The sequence below is a fragment of the Listeria valentina genome, from assembly GCF_011800755.1.
Taxonomy (GTDB): domain Bacteria; phylum Bacillota; class Bacilli; order Lactobacillales; family Listeriaceae; genus Listeria; species Listeria valentina.
The window spans coordinates 1-17,850 of sequence record NZ_JAATJW010000047.1; the positions used below are offsets into that span (position 1 = coordinate 1).

The following is a 17,850-nucleotide window of genomic DNA, read 5'->3' on the forward strand; positions in this document are numbered from 1 at the left end:
ATGTATGTTCTATCACAAGTATATCTAAAAAAAGACTGTAAACAAAGTTTTTCACTACTTTGTCTACAGTCTGAAACAGCTGTTCCTTTTAGAAACAGCTGTTTTGGTAAATAAATTAGCCAACAACCTTATTTTTTCAAGTTGTAGAAAGCTTTAAGACCACGGTACTGAGCAAGGTCTTGAAGATTGTCTTCGATGCGAAGCAATTGGTTATATTTAGCAACACGGTCAGTACGAACAGGCGCACCAGTTTTGATTTGACCAGCGTTTGTAGCAACAGCGATATCAGCAATTGTAGAATCTTCCGTTTCACCAGAGCGGTGAGAAACAACAGCAGTATAGCCAGCTTCTTTAGCCATTTCGATTGCATCTAAAGTTTCAGTAAGCGTACCGATTTGGTTAACTTTGATAAGGATTGAGTTAGCGATACCTTCTTCAATACCTCTTTCAAGTTTTTCAGTATTAGTAACGAACAAGTCATCACCAACAAGTTGAACTTTTTTACCGATACGTTCAGTAAGAAGTTTGAAACCTTTCCAGTCGTTTTCATCCAAACCATCTTCGATTGAGATGATAGGGTATTTATTGATCATTTCTTCGTACCAAGCAACCATTTCTTCAGAAGTACGCGTTACGCCTTCACCTTTAAGTTCATAGTTACCAGATTCGCGGTTATAGAATTCAGAGCTTGCAGCATCCATAGCAATTTTAACTTGTTCGCCAGGTTTATAACCAGCAGCTTCAATAGCTTCGATGATTGCTTCGATAGCTTCTTCATTTGATTCAAGGTTAGGAGCGAAGCCACCTTCGTCACCAACACCAGTGTTAAGACCTTTATTTTTAAGAACACCTTTAAGAGCGTGAACAATTTCAGCACCCATACGAAGAGCTTCTTTAAAGTTAGGAGCACCAACAGGCATAACCATAAATTCTTGAATATCAACGTTATTATCAGCGTGTTCCCCACCATTTAAGATATTCATCATAGGAACAGGAAGAACTTTAGCGTTAGTACCGCCGATATATTCATAGAGATGAACACCGAGCTCATCAGCAGCAGCACGAGCAGCAGCAAGAGAAACACCAAGAATAGCGTTAGCACCTAATTTACCTTTATTAGGAGTACCATCAAGATCGATCATAGCTTTATCGATACCGATTTGGTCAGTAACATCGAAGCCAATAATTTTGTCAGCGATAATATCGTTAACATTTTCGACAGCTTTCAAGACACCTTTACCGAGGTAGCGAGATTTATCTCCGTCGCGAAGTTCAACAGCTTCGTATTCACCAGTAGAAGCGCCACTAGGAACAAGAGCGCGACCGAAAGCACCGGCTTCAGTATAGACTTCAACTTCGATAGTAGGATTACCACGGGAATCAAGGACCTCACGTGCGTAAACTTCAGTAATAATGGACATTTAAATTCTCTCCTTTGTTGGGGGTCTTATGAGCAGAGCGAATTAGAGCCCCAATATGCATGCGAGCAAAGCGAGCATGTAATCCTTAAAAGGGTCTTATGAGCAGCAAACTAAGACAATAGCCTGAGCGCTAATCCTTAAAAGGCTCTTATGAGCAGCAAACTAAGACAATAGCCTGGGCGCTAATCCTTAAAAGGCTCTTATGAGCAGCAAACTAAGACAACAGCCTGAGCGCTAATCCTTAAAAGGCTCTTATGAACAGCAATCCAAGACAACAGCCCGAGTGCCAGTCCTTAAAAACCTCTTCAACCAGCCAATCAAAAGCCAGCGTCCAAATCCTCATAAGACATTACAAGCAAAACCAGCATACACATTGGGAAAACGCAAAACCCATCCCCACAATTTAATTACATTTTTATTGTAGCTTTGTTTACTAAAAAACAAAAGTAAAAACTATAGTTATTTCTCGATCAAACTTTCACCAGTCATTTCAGCTGGCTTTTGAACACCCAAAAGATCAAGCATGGTTGGCGCAACATCTGCAAGTCGACCATCCGTACGCAAAGTTACACCTTTTTTCGTCACAATCACAGGAACAGGAACCGTTGTATGCGCCGTATGTGGTTTCCCTTCCGGCGTTACCATCGTTTCCGAGTTACCGTGATCCGCGAAAATCACTGCCGAACCGCCTTTTTCAAGAATCAAGTCGACAACACGACCAAGATTTTCATCAACCGCTTCAATCGCTTTGATTGTCGGTTCAAGCATCCCAGAATGTCCAACCATATCTGGATTGGCAAAATTCAAGATAATCGCATCATGTTTGTCATTTTGAATATCTGCAACAAGTGCATCCGTAACTTCATACGCACTCATTTCAGGTTGCAAATCATAAGTTTCCACTTTCGGCGAATTAATCAAAATACGATTTTCACCTGGAAATTCTTCATTGCGTCCACCATTCATAAAGAATGTAACGTGCGGGTATTTTTCAGTTTCAGCAATGCGGAGCTGCGAAAGCCCTTCATTTGATAAAACTTCCCCGATTACGTTTTTCATTTCGATTGGTTCAAACGCCACTTCAGCATCAACACTTGGATTATAAAGCGTCATCGTCACGAATTTAACATTCTTCGGATGCTTTGCGCCACGATCGAAATGTTCCCATTCCTTATCCGTAAACGCATTTGAAAGTTGAATCGCACGGTCAGGACGGAAGTTAAAGAAAATAACAGCATCGTTGTCTTTAACAGTAGCAACTGGTTTGCCATCTTTTTCAATAATTGCAGGAATCACAAATTCGTCATTCTTCCCATTTTCATAAGAAGTTTCAACTAATTTGATCGGATCCGCAAACTTTTCGCCTTCCCCATAAACAATAGCTTTATAAGCTTTTTCAACACGTTCCCAGCGCTTATCACGATCCATCGCATAAAAACGTCCAGAAACAGTAGCGATTTGGCCATAGCCAAGTTTATCAATTTCTGCTTGAAGTTGTTCTAAATATTCAATTGCTGATTGCGGTGCCACGTCACGTCCATCAAGAAACGCATGAATATAAGTGTTTTTCACACCTTTTTCTTTTGCCGTTTCAAGTAGTGCTGTTAAATGGTTGATATGGCTATGAACGCCACCATCAGATAAAAGACCAAACAAATGCAAATCAGAATTGTTTTCTTTTGTGTGACTGAATGCGTTATTAAGAGCTTTATTTTCTTGGAATTCGCCTTCTTCAATCGCTTTATCAATTCTTGTTAAGCTTTGATAAACGATACGTCCAGCTCCGATATTTGTGTGCCCAACTTCCGAATTCCCCATTTGACCATTTGGAAGACCAACGTCAAGACCAGAAGCCTTTAGAGTACTGTGTGGAAATTCAGCCCAGTATTTATCAAAATTTGGTTTTTTCGCTTGTGCAACAGCGTTTCCAACCGTTTCATCGCGTTTTCCAAATCCATCCAAAATAATAATTGCTACAGGAGATTTACTCATTTATTTTACTGCCTCCAATAGTGCTAAGAACGATTTAGGTTCTAAGCTTGCGCCTCCTACAAGAGCTCCATCGATATCCGATTCAGCCATGTATTCTGCAATATTTTCAGGTTTAACACTGCCGCCATATTGAATGCGAACTGCTTCAGCTGCTTTTTCAGAAACTGCTTCAGCAACTGTTTTACGAATAACTGCACATGTATCATTTGCATCTTTACTTGTTGAAGATTTACCTGTTCCAATTGCCCAGATTGGTTCATAAGCAATAATGGATTTAGATACTTGTTCTTCCGTCAAGCCTTTAAGTGCAGCTTTGATTTGACCACTTACCCAATCGTTTGTTTGTCCAGCTTCTCTTTGTTCTAAAGTTTCACCGCAGCAAATGATTGGCAGCATGCCATGTTTTAAAATAGCATGAGCTTTTTTGTTGATGTCTTCGTCTGTTTCATGGAAATACTCACGACGTTCGGAGTGTCCGATTACAACGTAAGAAACGCCAAGATCAGCAAGAGCAAACGGACTTGTTTCTCCAGTGAATGCACCTTCATCTTCGAAATAACAGTTTTGTGCTGAAATTTGCAAATTTGTACCTTCAGTAAGACGAGTTAAGTCACGCAAGAAAAGCGCTGGAGAAGCGATTACAGAATCTACTGCTTCTTTTCCAGGAACTTTGCCCTTTACTTCTTCAACAAATTCAGCTGCTTTTGCGGCCGTTTTGTTCATCTTCCAGTTTCCTGCAATAATTGGTTTACGCATGAAAAACATCCTTTCGCGCTTTATTTTTTATTATTTATCACTAATGGCTGAAACGCCAGGAAGCTCTTTTCCTTCTAAGTATTCAAGTGAAGCCCCGCCGCCAGTTGAAATATGCGTGAATTTATCCGCATAGCCAAGTTGCATAGCCGCTGCCGCAGAGTCACCGCCACCGATGATTGTTGTTGCGTCTTTCAAGTTCGCAATTGCTTCGCAAACGCCGATTGTGCCTTTTGCAAAGTTGCTCATTTCAAATACGCCCATTGGTCCGTTCCAAACAACTGTTTTTGCGCCTTGAAGCTCTTTTGTGAAGAGTTCAATTGTTTTTTCACCGATGTCAAGACCTTCTTCATCAGCAGGAATTTCATTCGATGCAACAGTGTGGAATGGTACATCATTGCTAAATTCTTTTGCAACTACTGTATCGATTGGAAGAACAAGCTTGTCGCCTGCTTTTTCCATTAGGCTTTTCGCAAGATCTACTTTATCTTCTTCAAGAAGCGAAATCCCTACTTCATAACCTTTCGCTTTCATGAAAGTATAAGCCATACCGCCACCAATTAGCAACTTATCAGCAACTTTTAGCAAGTTTTCGATAACGCCAATTTTGTCAGAGACTTTAGCTCCACCAAGAATGGCAACAAATGGACGATCAGGATTTTCAACAACCCCACCGATAAATTTAATTTCTTTTTCCATTAAGAAGCCGGCTGCTGTGTCAAGATGGGAAGCAATTCCAACGTTAGATGCGTGAGCACGGTGAGCCGTACCAAAAGCATCATTTACAAATACGTCGCCAAGACTAGCCCAGTATTTGCCAAGTTCTGGATCATTTCCACTTTCTTTTTTACCATCAATATCTTCAAAACGTGTATTTTCAAACAGAAGGACGTCGCCGTCTTTCATTTCATTGATTGCATTTTCAAGTTCTGGACCACGAGTCACAGGAACGAATTTCACTTCTTTGCCTAGCAATTCGCTTAAACGTTCAGCGACTGGGCGAAGAGTTTTATCTTTTTTGTCTTCTTCAGTTTTCACTTTTCCAAGGTGGGAAAATAGAATTGCTTTCCCATGATTTTCAATAATGTACTTAATCGTCGGAAGGGCAGCAACAATACGGTTATCGTTTGTAATTTTGCCATCTTGCATCGGAACGTTAAAGTCAACGCGGACAAGAACTTTTTTGTCATTCAAGTCTAAATCAGTGATTACTTTTTTAGCCATTTCACATTTCCTCCATTACTTAAAAGATTTTAAGTCATCTTAACAAACAAGCGGAAACAAACTTCTTTGTCTCCGCTTATTCGGTTAAAACTATTTAGTTCCTACTTAAATTATTTAGCAATTTTAGCGAAGTATTCAAGTGTACGAACTAGTTGAGCAGTGTAGCTCATTTCGTTATCGTACCAAGAAACTGTTTTAACAAGTTGTTTGTCGCCAACAGTCATTACTTTTGTTTGAGTTTCATCGAATAGAGAACCGTAAGTCATTCCTTTAATATCAGAAGAAACGATTTGGTCAGCAGTGTATCCGAATGTTTCAGGATCGCTAGCGTCTTTCATTGCTTTATTTACATCTTCAACAGAAACTGTTTTATCAAGAACTGTTACAAGTTCAGTTAATGAACCAGTTGGAACTGGAACACGTTGAGCAGCTCCGTCTAATTTACCTTTAAGGCTTGGAAGTACTTCACCGATTGCTTTAGCAGCACCAGTAGAGTTTGGAACAATGTTTTCAGCTGCTGCACGAGCACGACGGAAGTCACCTTTAGGGTGAGGACCATCAAGAGTCATTTGGTCACCTGTATATGCGTGGATTGTAGTCATAAGACCTTCAACAATACCGAATTTTTCGTCTAGAGCTTTAGCCATTGGAGCTAAGCAGTTTGTTGTACAGCTTGCGCCGGAAATAACTGTTTCAGTTCCGTCAAGTGTTTCATGGTTAACATTGTAAACAATTGTTTTCATGTCGCCAGTTGCAGGTGCAGAGATAACAACTTTTTTAGCACCAGCTTTAAGGTGAAGTTCAGCTTTTTCTTGAGTTGTAAAGAAACCAGTACATTCAAGAACGATTTGAACACCAAGATCTCCCCAAGGAAGTTCTTCTGGGTTACGGTTAGCAAGAACTTTTACTTCTTTACCATTTACTTTGAAGAAACCATCATGTACTTCAACGTCACCGTCGAATCTACCTTGTGTTGTATCATATTTTAAAAGATGAGCTAACATTTTAGCATCTGTTAAATCATTGATCGCAACAACTTCAATTCCTTCTACTTCTTGAATACGACGAAATGCTAAACGTCCAATACGTCCAAAACCATTAATACCAACTTTAACTGTCATAAGTCATTTTCCTCCTTAGAAAAATAAGTGAAATTTTTTATTTCAAAAGGGTATTGCTCCCTTTTAAAAGCATATTAGCTGCTCCTTCATCGGTCACGAGAATCGTGTTTTTTGGAGCACTCTTCATGTAGGATTTGATTGCTTTGGCTTTTGATGAGCCACCGGCAATCGCAATGATGTGTGGAATTTTTGCTAAATCTTCAAACTGTAAGCCGAAAGTTGATACTTTATGAACAACTTCCCCTTGTTCGTTGAAATAATAACCGAAAGCTTCGCCCACTGCTTTTCGCTCAGTAATTTTCTGGATCACATCTTCGCTAGTATGGCGTCTTTTCGCCATCGTAAGCGCGTCACCCACCCCATGAACGATTGCATTAGCAGATTGTACAAGGCGTAAACCTTCTTGGATCGCAGGTTCTTTTAAAAGAGAACGATAAGCTTCTTCGCCGAGTTGCTCTGGGACATAAAGCACCCCATGTTTTGTTCCCGTTTTTGTTGCTATCCGGTCGCAAATCGTATTGGCCTGATTATCCAGATCTTCTCCGATTCCGCCCCGCCCAGGAACAAATAGTAATTCTCGCCCTTTGGCAAAATCACTTGGCATTGTATCAGCAAAAGCAGCCATTGTAGAGCCACCCATGATCGCAATAATGTTTCGTTTTTCCGTTAATGCCAAATCAAGTTGTTTGACGGCAACACGTCCCATCTCTTCACGGACCCAAGGTGTAACATCGCTGTCTCCTTGAACGACTAAACATTTTTGAATGTTTAGGACTTCAGCAAGTTGATTTTCGATTGAATGTAGTCCCGATAGCTGGTTCATCGCGCTTTCTAAATCGCGGAAAACGACAAGACCTTCCTGAGTGACTGTCATTCCGGATGATTTAATATCAATCAATCCTTGTGTTTTCAAAAACTCAACTTCACCACGAAGAACTCGCTCGCTCATGCCAAGCATTCCAGCTAATGTCCGCCTGCCAACAGGCTCTGCGAAGTAAATCGATCGCAAAATCTGATAGCGTTTTTGCATAACGGCCAGAACATCGGGTAATAATTTTTTTTGAATGCTTATTAAATCTGACATAGCCATGACTCCTCGTTAATTTGGACAATTAAGGACCCGCATAGTCACGAAACGTCCCATCAGAATTAAAAAAAGTAGCGGCAAAGGTTATCCAAATTCAAAATATAGATCGGATTATTCAAATGAGACTCCCCATTTCTTACCTTTTTTCGCTGTGTTTGTAGCCTTATAAAGTTCTTTGTTCTCTTTCATTACCCTACGACAACATTGTAACAGGCAAGACCAAATACTTCAAGTGATAAGTGGGACATTTATAAAAAAACAACAATAAATTTACAGTTCTTTTACGCCTCGTTTCACTTAGAGCGCCATAAATTCTTTCTCAATTTATTTTCAATTGATCGTCAAAGTTAGCAGGAAGGACAAAAAAAGTCCCTCCCGTTTTTTCGGGAGGGACCTTTAGTGACCAATCTAATCAAATCTTTTTCGTTTCGATGAAGACGGGATAGAAAGTTCTAATCGATACTTAGCGACCGCTCTTCTTGAAATCGCGATATCCTTTTCTTCTAATAACTCAACAATTTTTTGATCGGATAGCGGCTTTTTCTTATCTTCTTGCTCAATATATTCACTAATCCAATCTTTGATACTTGTACTGGAAACGCCGCTTGCATCTTCTGGATTCTCTTTTTTCTTTGGCAGAGCTGAAGAAAAGTAGGATTTTAGTTCAAAAACACCGTTTGCTGTTTCGAGATATTTCCCATTTACTGCACGCGACACAGTGGATTCATGTACGCCAATTTCTCCTGCAATTTCTTTTAAGGTGAGCGGAACAAGTGGCTCTTTAGAATCAATGAAATGAGCTTGTTGATGCCGAACGATGGCTTTTCCAACTCGTTCAAGCGTATCCTCTCGCTGTTCCATGCCTTTTTTCAGCCAGTCATATTCGCCCGTTTTTTGTTTTAGAAACTCGGATACTTCTTTTTCTTTGCTATCTTGCATTTGTTTGTAGTACTGTTCCTGAAAGCGAATTTGTGGCAGGAAGTTTCTTGCAACGGAAACGACAAGTTCACTACCTTGTTGTTGCAAAATGAGATCTGGAACCACATATTGAACGGTTTCTGTTTCGAATTCGGATCCTGGCTTTGGCTCGAGTGTACGCACATAATCTGCCACTTCTTGGATGTCCGAAAGTTCAACATCGAAAGCCTTCGCAATGCTTTTCCATTTTTTATTTGCAAAGTCTTCAAAATGCTCATTCAGCAAGTCATAGGCAATATATGGCGCATCGCTCGAACGATCAATCTGCAGCAAAATGCATTCTTGCAAATTTCGTGCAGCCACACCTGCGGGTTCTAGGCTTTGGAGTATTTGAAGCACATCTAAGATTTCCGTTTCAGTGCGCGCAAGATTTTCGGCGACTGTTTCTGGGGAAATCGTCAAATAGCCTGCCGAATCTAGGCTTTCGATCAAATAGAGTGCAATTTGCTTTTCAGAACGCGACAAATCCAGAAGCATGATTTGGTCTTGCAGATGGTCGGACAGCGTTTCCAATCGACTTGCCACTTGCTCAAGAAAATCATTTTCCGTCTGGGTTCCGTTTTTTCGTTTTTTATAAGAATAGTCGGTGGAGACATCTGCTCCCGACGTTACTTCAATCAATGGATTTTCAAGCGCTTTATCTTCTAAAAACGCGGTAAGGTCTGCGGCTGTAAATTGAAGCATCGCTATTGACTGCGACAATTGTTGCGTCATCGCAAGTTTCATTGTTTGCTTCTGCGCCTGTTTTTGAACAAAACTCGATTCGAGTCTCACAAAATATCCCTCCCGCTTTCCAATTTCTTTTGGGGTGGATTTGCGAAACCCACCTTTGCTTCATTATATCACCCCTGTTTCATTTTTGTAATGTTTTTTTGAAATAACGGATTTCCCTTCTCACATCAAAAAAGCCCTCCCTGCGGCAGGAGGGCCTTGTCATTTAGTGTGGTAAGTGATTATGAATCTCAGATTTTCTTGATCCTAATTCGGCTATCTTTGCCACTTGATATTTTGATGAGAGATGGCGAAAAGTTCCTCTTATAACACCTTCTTCGTTAGGATGTTGCGTTTCTTTGTGATGCCTCTTCGTTCATTCTCTTTTTTGAATGTTTCACATGATTTTCTGTCATCGGATAGAGCGCATTCCATAATGCAGACCGATTATTTCCAGAGCAATAGGTGAAAAAGTCATGATGAATCCTTTGATGATCTACTTTACTTCCAAATTGGCGAATTGCTAGACTCTCTAACGCTTCTAAGGTTCCATCCAAATCATAGACAACATCTCCAATAAAAGGGCTTTGGAAATTTATATAATCCATTTTATAGTGTGTTGTAAAGAATGAGTTGCGATCAAATTGGACAAAAACAATCGGTTTTTTCATATATAAAAAATCAAAAAAGACACTAGAATAATCCGTAATTAATAGGTCGCTTTGTCTCAATAAGTCTTGAATTGGTTCTTTTTGAACAAATTGAATTTGACTATTTTTATCAAAGCAATCTAGAAATCCTTGTAACTCATAATGCAAATAAAATTTACATTGAAGTCGATATTTATTTAAAAAATCCAGAAACTTTGGGCTGTTAATCAATGTATTGAAAAAGCAAAAATAAGTAGAGCGTTTAAAAGCCTCCAATAATTCTCCTGTTTCTTTGGAATGTTTAACATATGATTTTTTCGCTAAATCTGCACGCCATGTTGGCATAATAAGGAGTGTTTTTCTATCCGCCTTTTCCTCAACTGGCTCCAAAAGTTTGTCAAAGCGAGGTAGTCCCGTTTCTATTAAGTCAGACTCTTCATAATTGCCTTTGCGCATAAAGCGTTCCTTCTCATAATGATTAGAGATTAATACTTTCCCATAACCTGTCCTATATTTTGAAAGAGGATAGTAAACATCATTGTAAACTATACCATGTTGAATGAAAACACGCTCATAGTTTAGCAAATCACCAAAAATATTATAGTAATCTTCTTTTGAGTAATTACTTGGCTTCATATAGGCATCAACGTCATAAGCATTGATAAGTTGATAAGCGTTTAATAAATACAAATAATGCTTGAGGGAATCTTTTTTAATGACTTTTCCATATTTTGCTGCTTGATCGTAGCTTGGTTTTCCTTTTTCTCCAATATAATAGTGATAATTATCTTTATGCGTCGCATACATAAAAAAATGCGCACCATTGTCTTGAAAAGTATCTCCTCGTTCACCAACAAGAACAATATTTCGCCGAAAGAAAAAATATGGTTTGGTAAGCCAATAGGCTAATCGTAGCTTTCCACCGACTCGCAACTTTCTCCCATTAAAAATTTTACTAAGTTGATATTTAAAAGAATCCCATACTTTTATTGGGTGTATTAATAGCTGTTTTTGTTCTTTTCTCCATACCAAGCGAAACTTTCCATTCATAGTCGAATAAACGCCTTGAAACTTCCCGATCATGCCAGAAAAACGCAAAGGCAGAATAACGGATTCTAGAGATGACTCATCTTCTAATCGATACACTAACTGCTCAACATGATTTTTGTCCAGCTGTACAAGAAGACTATGTGGCAAGTCAAAATATACTCCTAATACTGCACCCTCCCCAATAACATGTAAACTATCATAACGAAGAAAGGTTTTTGCTTCGATCAAGGTTTCTTTTCCATCCACGTTCAATACTATATTTAATCGATTTCTTAATGTATCCAAATACACATGAGGCAAAACAATTTCCCCAGTTAGGCGCAATGCACTTTCTCGATTTTCAATAAAATCAATCCAGATAGAAAAAGGAACGTTTTCCAGTTTCGAAGTCACACGTGCTCTTTTTAAAGGCAGCATAATTTTCTGGTTTCTCACATGTAGAACACTCGTTGTATAATATCCGTTCTTAAATGTGTTCCAATCCTCTTCATAAAGGCTATAATATAACCACTTATTCTTAGTTGTGATAAGTGACGAAACAAACGAAAAAGGAACTTGTTGATATAAAGTGACGAGTCGATCATATAGTTCCTTTTTCTGTTTTTCCGTAAACTGATTAAAATTTCTTTCAAAAGCATTTAAAAACCCACTATAAGTCCTAGCCACAAATTGACAGATTTCATCCTTCGCTCTAGGCGTTTCTACCTGAATTTCTAATAAATGTTCATTTACCGTTAAATGATCCAAAAAGTTTTGTGGCTTATGAAACAATTGATCCATAATTGATGAGGAATCATCTCGCTTGCGATATTTGTAAATCGCTTTATCAATTAAACCAATCTGTTTAGCTTTTAACATTAAAGGAATAACAGCAAAGGCATCTTCAAAAGTCATTCCCTCAGGAAAAGAAAATTGTTGATTTTTAAGCCATTCTGTTCGAAATAACTTGTTGCACGGCGAAGGGCAATGGATTGCTTTTGATCCATTCGATTCGAGGTCAAGAATGCGATCTCCAGAGCCAAATAGACTTTTCCAAACATAATTTGGAGTTTTGGACGGAAACATTTCAATGTCCCCCATTACAATATTCAAAGAATGTTTAGTTATAAAATTCAATAGTTTAAAACACGTGTAGGGATATAATTGATCATCAGAATCCACAAACATTAGAAAGGGAGTTTTTGCTAATTGAACACCCATGTTTCGAGCTGATGCGACTCCTTTTCCTTTATTTTTATAGACATGAATGTTAGGAAATCGCTGACTACTTCTCACACAAAAATCATAACTTTTGTCTTCAGAATGATCATCAATCAAAATGATCTCAAGGTTCTCATAGATGGTCTGGTTAACCAAAGATTCAATACATGAAGGAATGTATTTTTCAACATTATATACTGGGACAATTATTGTAATCTGCTTCTCCACATTTTTCTCTCCTTTTTGGCTTTTCTATGTTGTTTTCTAATGTTTACTGATAGTAAACTATCTTATACCCACATAATCTCGAACTATTTCATTTTTTCAAAAACAAATAATTATAAAAGATTATTTAGAGTTAGTGGAAGATAAGTTTAGAAGTTCAGCTTGTCTATTTTAGCTTTCCCCCAACTTCCTCCCTCATTTTAGCAACAGCTAAAACTTTTCGTTTGTGACTTTGTTTCATTTACAGCTCTTTTTCAAGGCATTTTTTTGTCAATATACAGCTTTTTATATTAGAAATTCATAAAAAAAAGAAGTAGAAATGAAGAAAAATAACTTCTTCATTTCTACTTCCTTATCTTTTTATTATATTAAAATAGCTCGCTCAGCGTGGTAAGTGGTTCATAAAGTTTTGATAAGCAAAACCTTCGACTTCTTTCTTGCCAAAATGATGCGCCAAAACTGCAATGAAATCTTGGAAGTTCGAAGCATTTTCAAGACCTTTTACATGTGAAGGAATCCCGTCAAAATCTGATCCAAAACCGATATTTTGAATTCCTCCAAGTTCCGCAATATGATCGATATGACGAACGACATCTTCCATATCCGCCATCCCACTCTCCGTTGTAAAAAGCGGATGGAAAATTACATGAATCATTGCATCTTTTTCAATCATGGCTTTAATTTGATCATCATCCAAATTGCGTTTATGCGAACAAATTGCTTTTGCACTAGAATGACTAGCAATCGGAAATTCAGCAATATCCATGACATCCCAAAAACTTTTCACACTCAAATGCGAAACGTCTGTAAAAGCATGATGCGCATTTAAACGAGTTACAATTTCTTTTCCAAAACTAGTTAGCCCAGCGCCTCGCTTTTCTTCAATGCCATCAGCAGCAAGATTCGCATGATTCCAAGTTAGTCCAACAGAAAGAACACCGCCATTAAGCAACTGCTCCAGTCTTTCGAGATCCTGACCAATTGGTTCCACGCCTTCTAAAGTAAGCGCCGCAGCAACCTTTCCTTCTGGAAGCGTTTCTAAATCTGTCCATTTCCTGAGCGGTTTGATAATCCCATTTCGGTGCAGCACGTGTTGTTTGAAAATATTGCTTTGTTCCACCGCTTTTTTCCATTTCTGTTCAATCGGAACCTCTGGATCGAGAAAAATTGCAAAACTTTGTAGAAACAACTCCCCTTCCATCATTCGATCAAAATTCACATCAAGTTCTGGTGAATCTTGGAATGTAATTCGCCCCTTAGCTTGTTGCAGCTTATAAAGCACATCACAGTGCATATCCACAATTTTCACTCGTCATTTCCTCCTTCAAACAGCGACTTTCCTTCAAGTCCCAACAATTTATTCAATGTCGCCCGGTGCCATTTTCTGCCAAGAACATACTTACTAACTAAATATGTTCCAGCTTCTAGTGACTGATCTTCTGTAAGGGCTTGAATTTTCAACTGATAAACAAGATTTTTCTTGCCAACCTCCACTTTATGTAGCTTTTCTTTAGCGAGATAATGCATTTCCGCTTCGCCTAGTTTAAATTGAAACGTAAACATTCCAACATTTGTAAACGCAAGAACCAACGTGTGTCGCGTTCGCATAGTTGGTCCTGCGTAAAGCAAATCGATTTCGCTTACCGCAAGTTCGTTTTCCCGAGCAAAGTCATAAATTTCTTTTTCAAGCCGTTCTTTTAATCCCAAGTTTTATCACCTTTTTCTAGTCCAAACTTATTTTAACGTTTCCTGCAAAAAAGAATCTCCTCAAACCTGAATATCCAAATAAGAATAAGCTCGAACATCAAAGCGGTTCCGGCTTCGCGAAAATTCAATAGGTCTTCCATCTTTTTGATAAATCACTTGTTTGATTTCAAGTATCGGATCGTGTTCGTCGCAATTTAAATATTTCTGATCATCGGCTGAACTTTTATCCGCAGAAATCGTTCGATAAGCGCCTGCGAATTTAATGCCTAGTTCTTTCTTTAAATACGAATAAATCGAATGGCGAATATGTATTTTTGTAAGCCCAGGAACCAGATCTACCGGCATGTACGTATGTTCCAAAACAAATGGCTTCCCGTCCAGGATTCGAAGTCTAAGAATATTATACACGGGGTGGCTGTCGCTTATCATTAATCGCTCTTGCACCACTTCGTCTGGAAATTCTACCGTGAAATCAATTGGTTCGCTCACAAGGTCATGACTCGTATTTTCAAAATCATTGCTGAGCCCTTGATAATCCTTCAAATAAGATAAGTTTTTATCTTTAAGAAATGGATGGTTCAAAACCTTGGTTCCCGATCCACGTTGCGAATATACCAACCCCTCCATCGTCAAAATGTTGATCGCTTTTTTGATCGTCATTCTGCTCACGCCAAACTCATTCACTAAAGCAACTTGGTTTGGCATGAAACCGTCTGTCGGGTATTCACCACTCTGGATGCGTTCTCGCAATACATTCGCGATTTCTTCGTATTTTGGCACCTTCTTCACCTCCATTTGAGTATAACTGAATCTATCAATTTCCTCAATCTAAAACGGCAAAGAAACTCGCTCATTTTACTTTCTTGTAAAGAATCAAAAATTCACTAACCCTTTACTTGAAGTTTACAGCTTCTTCAATAAAGCCTAAAATTCACACATTATACTAAAATACAAGGAGGGATTACATATGCAAAAATGGATAAAAGTAACTGGAATTGCAGTTGTTGGAACAAGTTTACTACTCACAGGCTGCCAATCAGATAAAAAAGCGAAAACAAGCGAGCAAACTATAACTTCAGTAAAGATGGTCGCAGGTGAACAAATCAAACTCGGCGGCGTGATTAACGTCCGTGACTTGGGCGGATACAAAACGACCGATGGCAAGAAAATCAAGTCGCATAGACTAATTCGTTCGGCAGAACTTTACAAGTTAACCGGGGATGACATTCACAAATTAAAAAGCACCTATCACTTGCAGCAAATTGTCGATTTCCGAACGAACAGCGAGGTGAAGGAAAAGCCAGATCCGCCTATCCAAGGAGTGCGCTACACTCACGACTCCATCATGAAAGATAACGGTGCCTCGACGAGCATGGCTGATTTAACAAGTAGCTTATCAAAGATGGACAATCCAGAAAGTTTCTTGATCCAAGCCAATCAAAGCTTTGTAACAGACGAGCATGCAAGGCAAGCCTACAAAAAGTTCTTCGACATCTTACTTGAAAACGAAAAAGGAGCCGTTTTATGGCATTGCACGGCCGGAAAAGATAGAGCTGGATTTGGAACTGCACTTGTTCTTTCGGCACTTGGCGTCCCAGAGAAAACGATTATGAAGGATTATTTACTTTCCAACAAGTACCGCGCCGCTGAAAACAAAGCCGCAATTGAGGAAGTTACCAAGCAAAATGATGATCCCAAAGTGGTTGACGGAATGAAAGCGATCATGGATGTACGCGAAAGCTATTTAAATGCGGCCTTTATGGAAATCAATAAGCAATATGGCTCGATGGATCGCTTCTTGAAAGATGGACTTGGTCTTACAAGCAAAGACCTCACAAAATTGAAAAGCAACTATTTGAGCTAAATAAGGAAATAAAATAGGTGAAATCTGCACTCGCGGGTTCCTGCTCACCTAGCACTAATTATGCTCATCCGCACATTTATTTATCGCTTCCCGTTATTTTTGAAATCGGTCACGTTTTAAATGTCTAGTCATTTTTCAAAAAGGATTGATTTTTAAGGGGAAGGTCGCTATGATAAGTAGTATGAAGCGTTTTAAATAAAAAAGAAGTGCGTTTTGGCTTCTAGTGGAAGGAAGAACAGACATGTTAGGTGCAATTGAAGCAGGTGGAACAAAAATCGTTTGTGCTGTGGCGCCAAAAGAAGCGATCACACAAGTTGTGGAACGAATCAGCATCCCAACAGGCACTCCGCAAGAAACGATGCCCAAAATAATCACTTTTTTCAAAAACTATCAAATCGAAGCCATCGGAATAGGCTCATTCGGACCAATTGACGTTGATCCAAGTTCTCCTACATACGGATTTATCACAAACACACCGAAGCTTGCTTGGAAAAACTTTGATTTTCTTGGCACGATGAAAAAAGCATTCGATGTCCCTTATTTTTGGACAACGGACGTCAATGCAGCAGCTTTCGGGGAGTTGAAACACGGCTCGGCTGTTGGAAATGAAAATTGTATTTATATAACTGTTGGAACTGGAATCGGCGGCGGAGTCGTGCTGAATGGAAAAGTTATAGAAGGAAAAGGGCACCCTGAGATCGGTCACATTTATATCAATCAATTGACGCACGACTCTTTCGAAGGAAACTGCCCTTATCACAAGAATTGTTTAGAAGGACTGGCAGCGGGGCCCGCAATTGAAGCGCGAGCTGGCAAGCCCGCACAAAATTTAGCAGCCGACGATCCAGCTTGGGAACTGGAAGCCCATTATCTGGCTGAGGCTTGCGTCAACTACACCCTTTCGTTCTCGCCTGAAAAAATTATTTTCGGGGGCGGTGTTATGAAACAAGCACATTTATTTCCGCTGGTACGCGAGAAATTCACAGAGTTACTGAACGGTTACTTGCCAATCAGTCAAGTGGATCAATATATTGTCCCTTGTGCCCTTCAGGATAACGCTGGAATTGTGGGTTGTCTGGCGCTGGCTGAGGAAATTCTATAGTAAACAAAAAAGCGAGTGATCTTTGCTTATAGATACAACTCGCTTTTTTCAATTAGATTTGAGCTACTCTCTCACGATTCACTCTAAGAACACTAAAACATCTCGCCAACCAATCATCCTCTACTCAGAGCCTGAACAGTTATTCCATAACATCCTCGGAGAATTAATAAATGCTTATATGATGCAATTCATCGGAGGGCTGCCACAAAAATCGGAGCATCGCAAACATACTATTTTTTGAACGCATATCATCCTAGAAATTTTCTAACACATCTTCTTGTTTTTCAAAAACTTCTGTGACTTTCTTGCCGAAGTGTCCTTTTACGGCTTCTTGCAAGTGGTTGCTTGTCTTCGAAACAGATGTCTTCGCCATTTTCATTTCTTCTTTTCCCGTTTTTCGAATCTTCTTATCTGCTGCTTCTCCTGTCCGTATATTTTGCATCCCTAAAGTTCGGACTTGTATTTTCTGATTGTTTTTCTGGAATTCTTTGAGTAGATCTTCTAGCGCCTCTAACAACTTGCATCACCTCATTTGTTTCTCTCTAATTGCTGTAATCCTTTATGAAACTGTTCCTCTACATGTTCTGTTTTCTGACTGACTTCTCGCTTTTTCTCTTGTAAATCCGCCTGATAGTTTATTTCTAACTGTTCGATTTCCCTTCGAGCGATTTCTAGAATGTCTGTATAGTTGCATGTATCCTAATAAAGTAGACACCTTTTTTGATATACTAGTAAATAAATAGACACAAATGTCGAAAGGACTTT

General features: G+C 39.1%; 14 protein-coding genes. 2 read left to right on the forward strand and 12 right to left on the reverse strand.

Annotated elements, in window-relative coordinates:
- Positions 1-128: 128 nt before the first annotated feature.
- The 11 genes from eno to HCK02_RS10235 form a co-directional block, all read right to left on the reverse strand.
- Positions 129-1,421: a phosphopyruvate hydratase gene (gene eno, locus HCK02_RS10185; RefSeq protein WP_115753856.1), complete on the reverse strand. Its 1,293-nt coding sequence runs from the start codon at positions 1,419-1,421 to the stop codon at positions 129-131.
- Between the two features lie 459 nt (positions 1,422-1,880).
- Entirely contained in the window at positions 1,881-3,413 is a 1,533-nt protein-coding gene (gene gpmI / locus HCK02_RS10190) for a 2,3-bisphosphoglycerate-independent phosphoglycerate mutase (protein ID WP_167630008.1), read from the reverse strand.
- A complete protein-coding gene (gene tpiA, locus HCK02_RS10195) occupies positions 3,414-4,169 on the reverse strand; it encodes a triose-phosphate isomerase (RefSeq protein WP_167630009.1) in 756 nt (251 codons plus the stop codon).
- Positions 4,170-4,199: 30 nt separating this feature from the next.
- Positions 4,200-5,390 (reverse strand): phosphoglycerate kinase, encoded by a 1,191-nt coding sequence (locus tag HCK02_RS10200; protein WP_115753859.1) that lies wholly within the window; start codon positions 5,388-5,390, stop codon positions 4,200-4,202.
- 110 nt (positions 5,391-5,500) lie between these two features.
- Positions 5,501-6,511 carry a type I glyceraldehyde-3-phosphate dehydrogenase gene (gap, locus tag HCK02_RS10205; RefSeq protein ID WP_167630010.1) on the reverse strand — a complete coding sequence of 337 codons (1,011 nt, stop codon included), beginning with the start codon at positions 6,509-6,511 and terminating at the stop codon, positions 5,501-5,503.
- 37 nt (positions 6,512-6,548) lie between these two features.
- On the reverse strand, positions 6,549-7,595 hold the full coding sequence (locus HCK02_RS10210; RefSeq protein WP_167630011.1) for a sugar-binding transcriptional regulator: 1,047 nt from the start codon (positions 7,593-7,595) through the stop codon (positions 6,549-6,551).
- A gap of 411 nt (positions 7,596-8,006) precedes the next feature.
- Positions 8,007-9,350, reverse strand: coding sequence for an RNA polymerase factor sigma-54 (gene rpoN / locus HCK02_RS10215; protein ID WP_167630012.1), 1,344 nt, complete (start codon positions 9,348-9,350; stop codon positions 8,007-8,009).
- A gap of 278 nt (positions 9,351-9,628) precedes the next feature.
- Positions 9,629-12,415, reverse strand: coding sequence for a bifunctional glycosyltransferase/CDP-glycerol:glycerophosphate glycerophosphotransferase (locus tag HCK02_RS10220; protein ID WP_167630013.1), 2,787 nt, complete (start codon positions 12,413-12,415; stop codon positions 9,629-9,631).
- A 379-nt stretch (positions 12,416-12,794) separates the two neighbouring features.
- Positions 12,795-13,706 (reverse strand): dipeptidase, encoded by a 912-nt coding sequence (locus HCK02_RS10225; RefSeq protein ID WP_425482883.1) that lies wholly within the window; start codon positions 13,704-13,706, stop codon positions 12,795-12,797.
- 11 nt (positions 13,707-13,717) lie between these two features.
- Entirely contained in the window at positions 13,718-14,119 is a 402-nt protein-coding gene (locus tag HCK02_RS10230) for a hypothetical protein (protein ID WP_167630015.1), read from the reverse strand.
- A 60-nt stretch (positions 14,120-14,179) separates the two neighbouring features.
- Positions 14,180-14,899, reverse strand: a complete 720-nt coding sequence (locus HCK02_RS10235; RefSeq protein WP_167630016.1) for a GntR family transcriptional regulator — start codon at positions 14,897-14,899, stop codon at positions 14,180-14,182.
- A gap of 187 nt (positions 14,900-15,086) precedes the next feature.
- Between HCK02_RS10235 and HCK02_RS10240 the strand changes: the two genes are divergently transcribed.
- Positions 15,087-15,983: a tyrosine-protein phosphatase gene (locus HCK02_RS10240; RefSeq protein ID WP_167630017.1), complete on the forward strand. Its 897-nt coding sequence runs from the start codon at positions 15,087-15,089 to the stop codon at positions 15,981-15,983.
- A 241-nt stretch (positions 15,984-16,224) separates the two neighbouring features.
- On the forward strand, positions 16,225-17,085 hold the full coding sequence (locus tag HCK02_RS10245) for an ROK family protein (RefSeq protein ID WP_167630018.1): 861 nt from the start codon (positions 16,225-16,227) through the stop codon (positions 17,083-17,085).
- Between the two features lie 253 nt (positions 17,086-17,338).
- On the opposite strand, the gene HCK02_RS10250 is transcribed toward HCK02_RS10245, so the two are convergent.
- A complete protein-coding gene (locus HCK02_RS10250) occupies positions 17,339-17,602 on the reverse strand; it encodes a hypothetical protein (RefSeq protein WP_167630019.1) in 264 nt (87 codons plus the stop codon).
- Positions 17,603-17,850 lie beyond the last annotated feature (248 nt).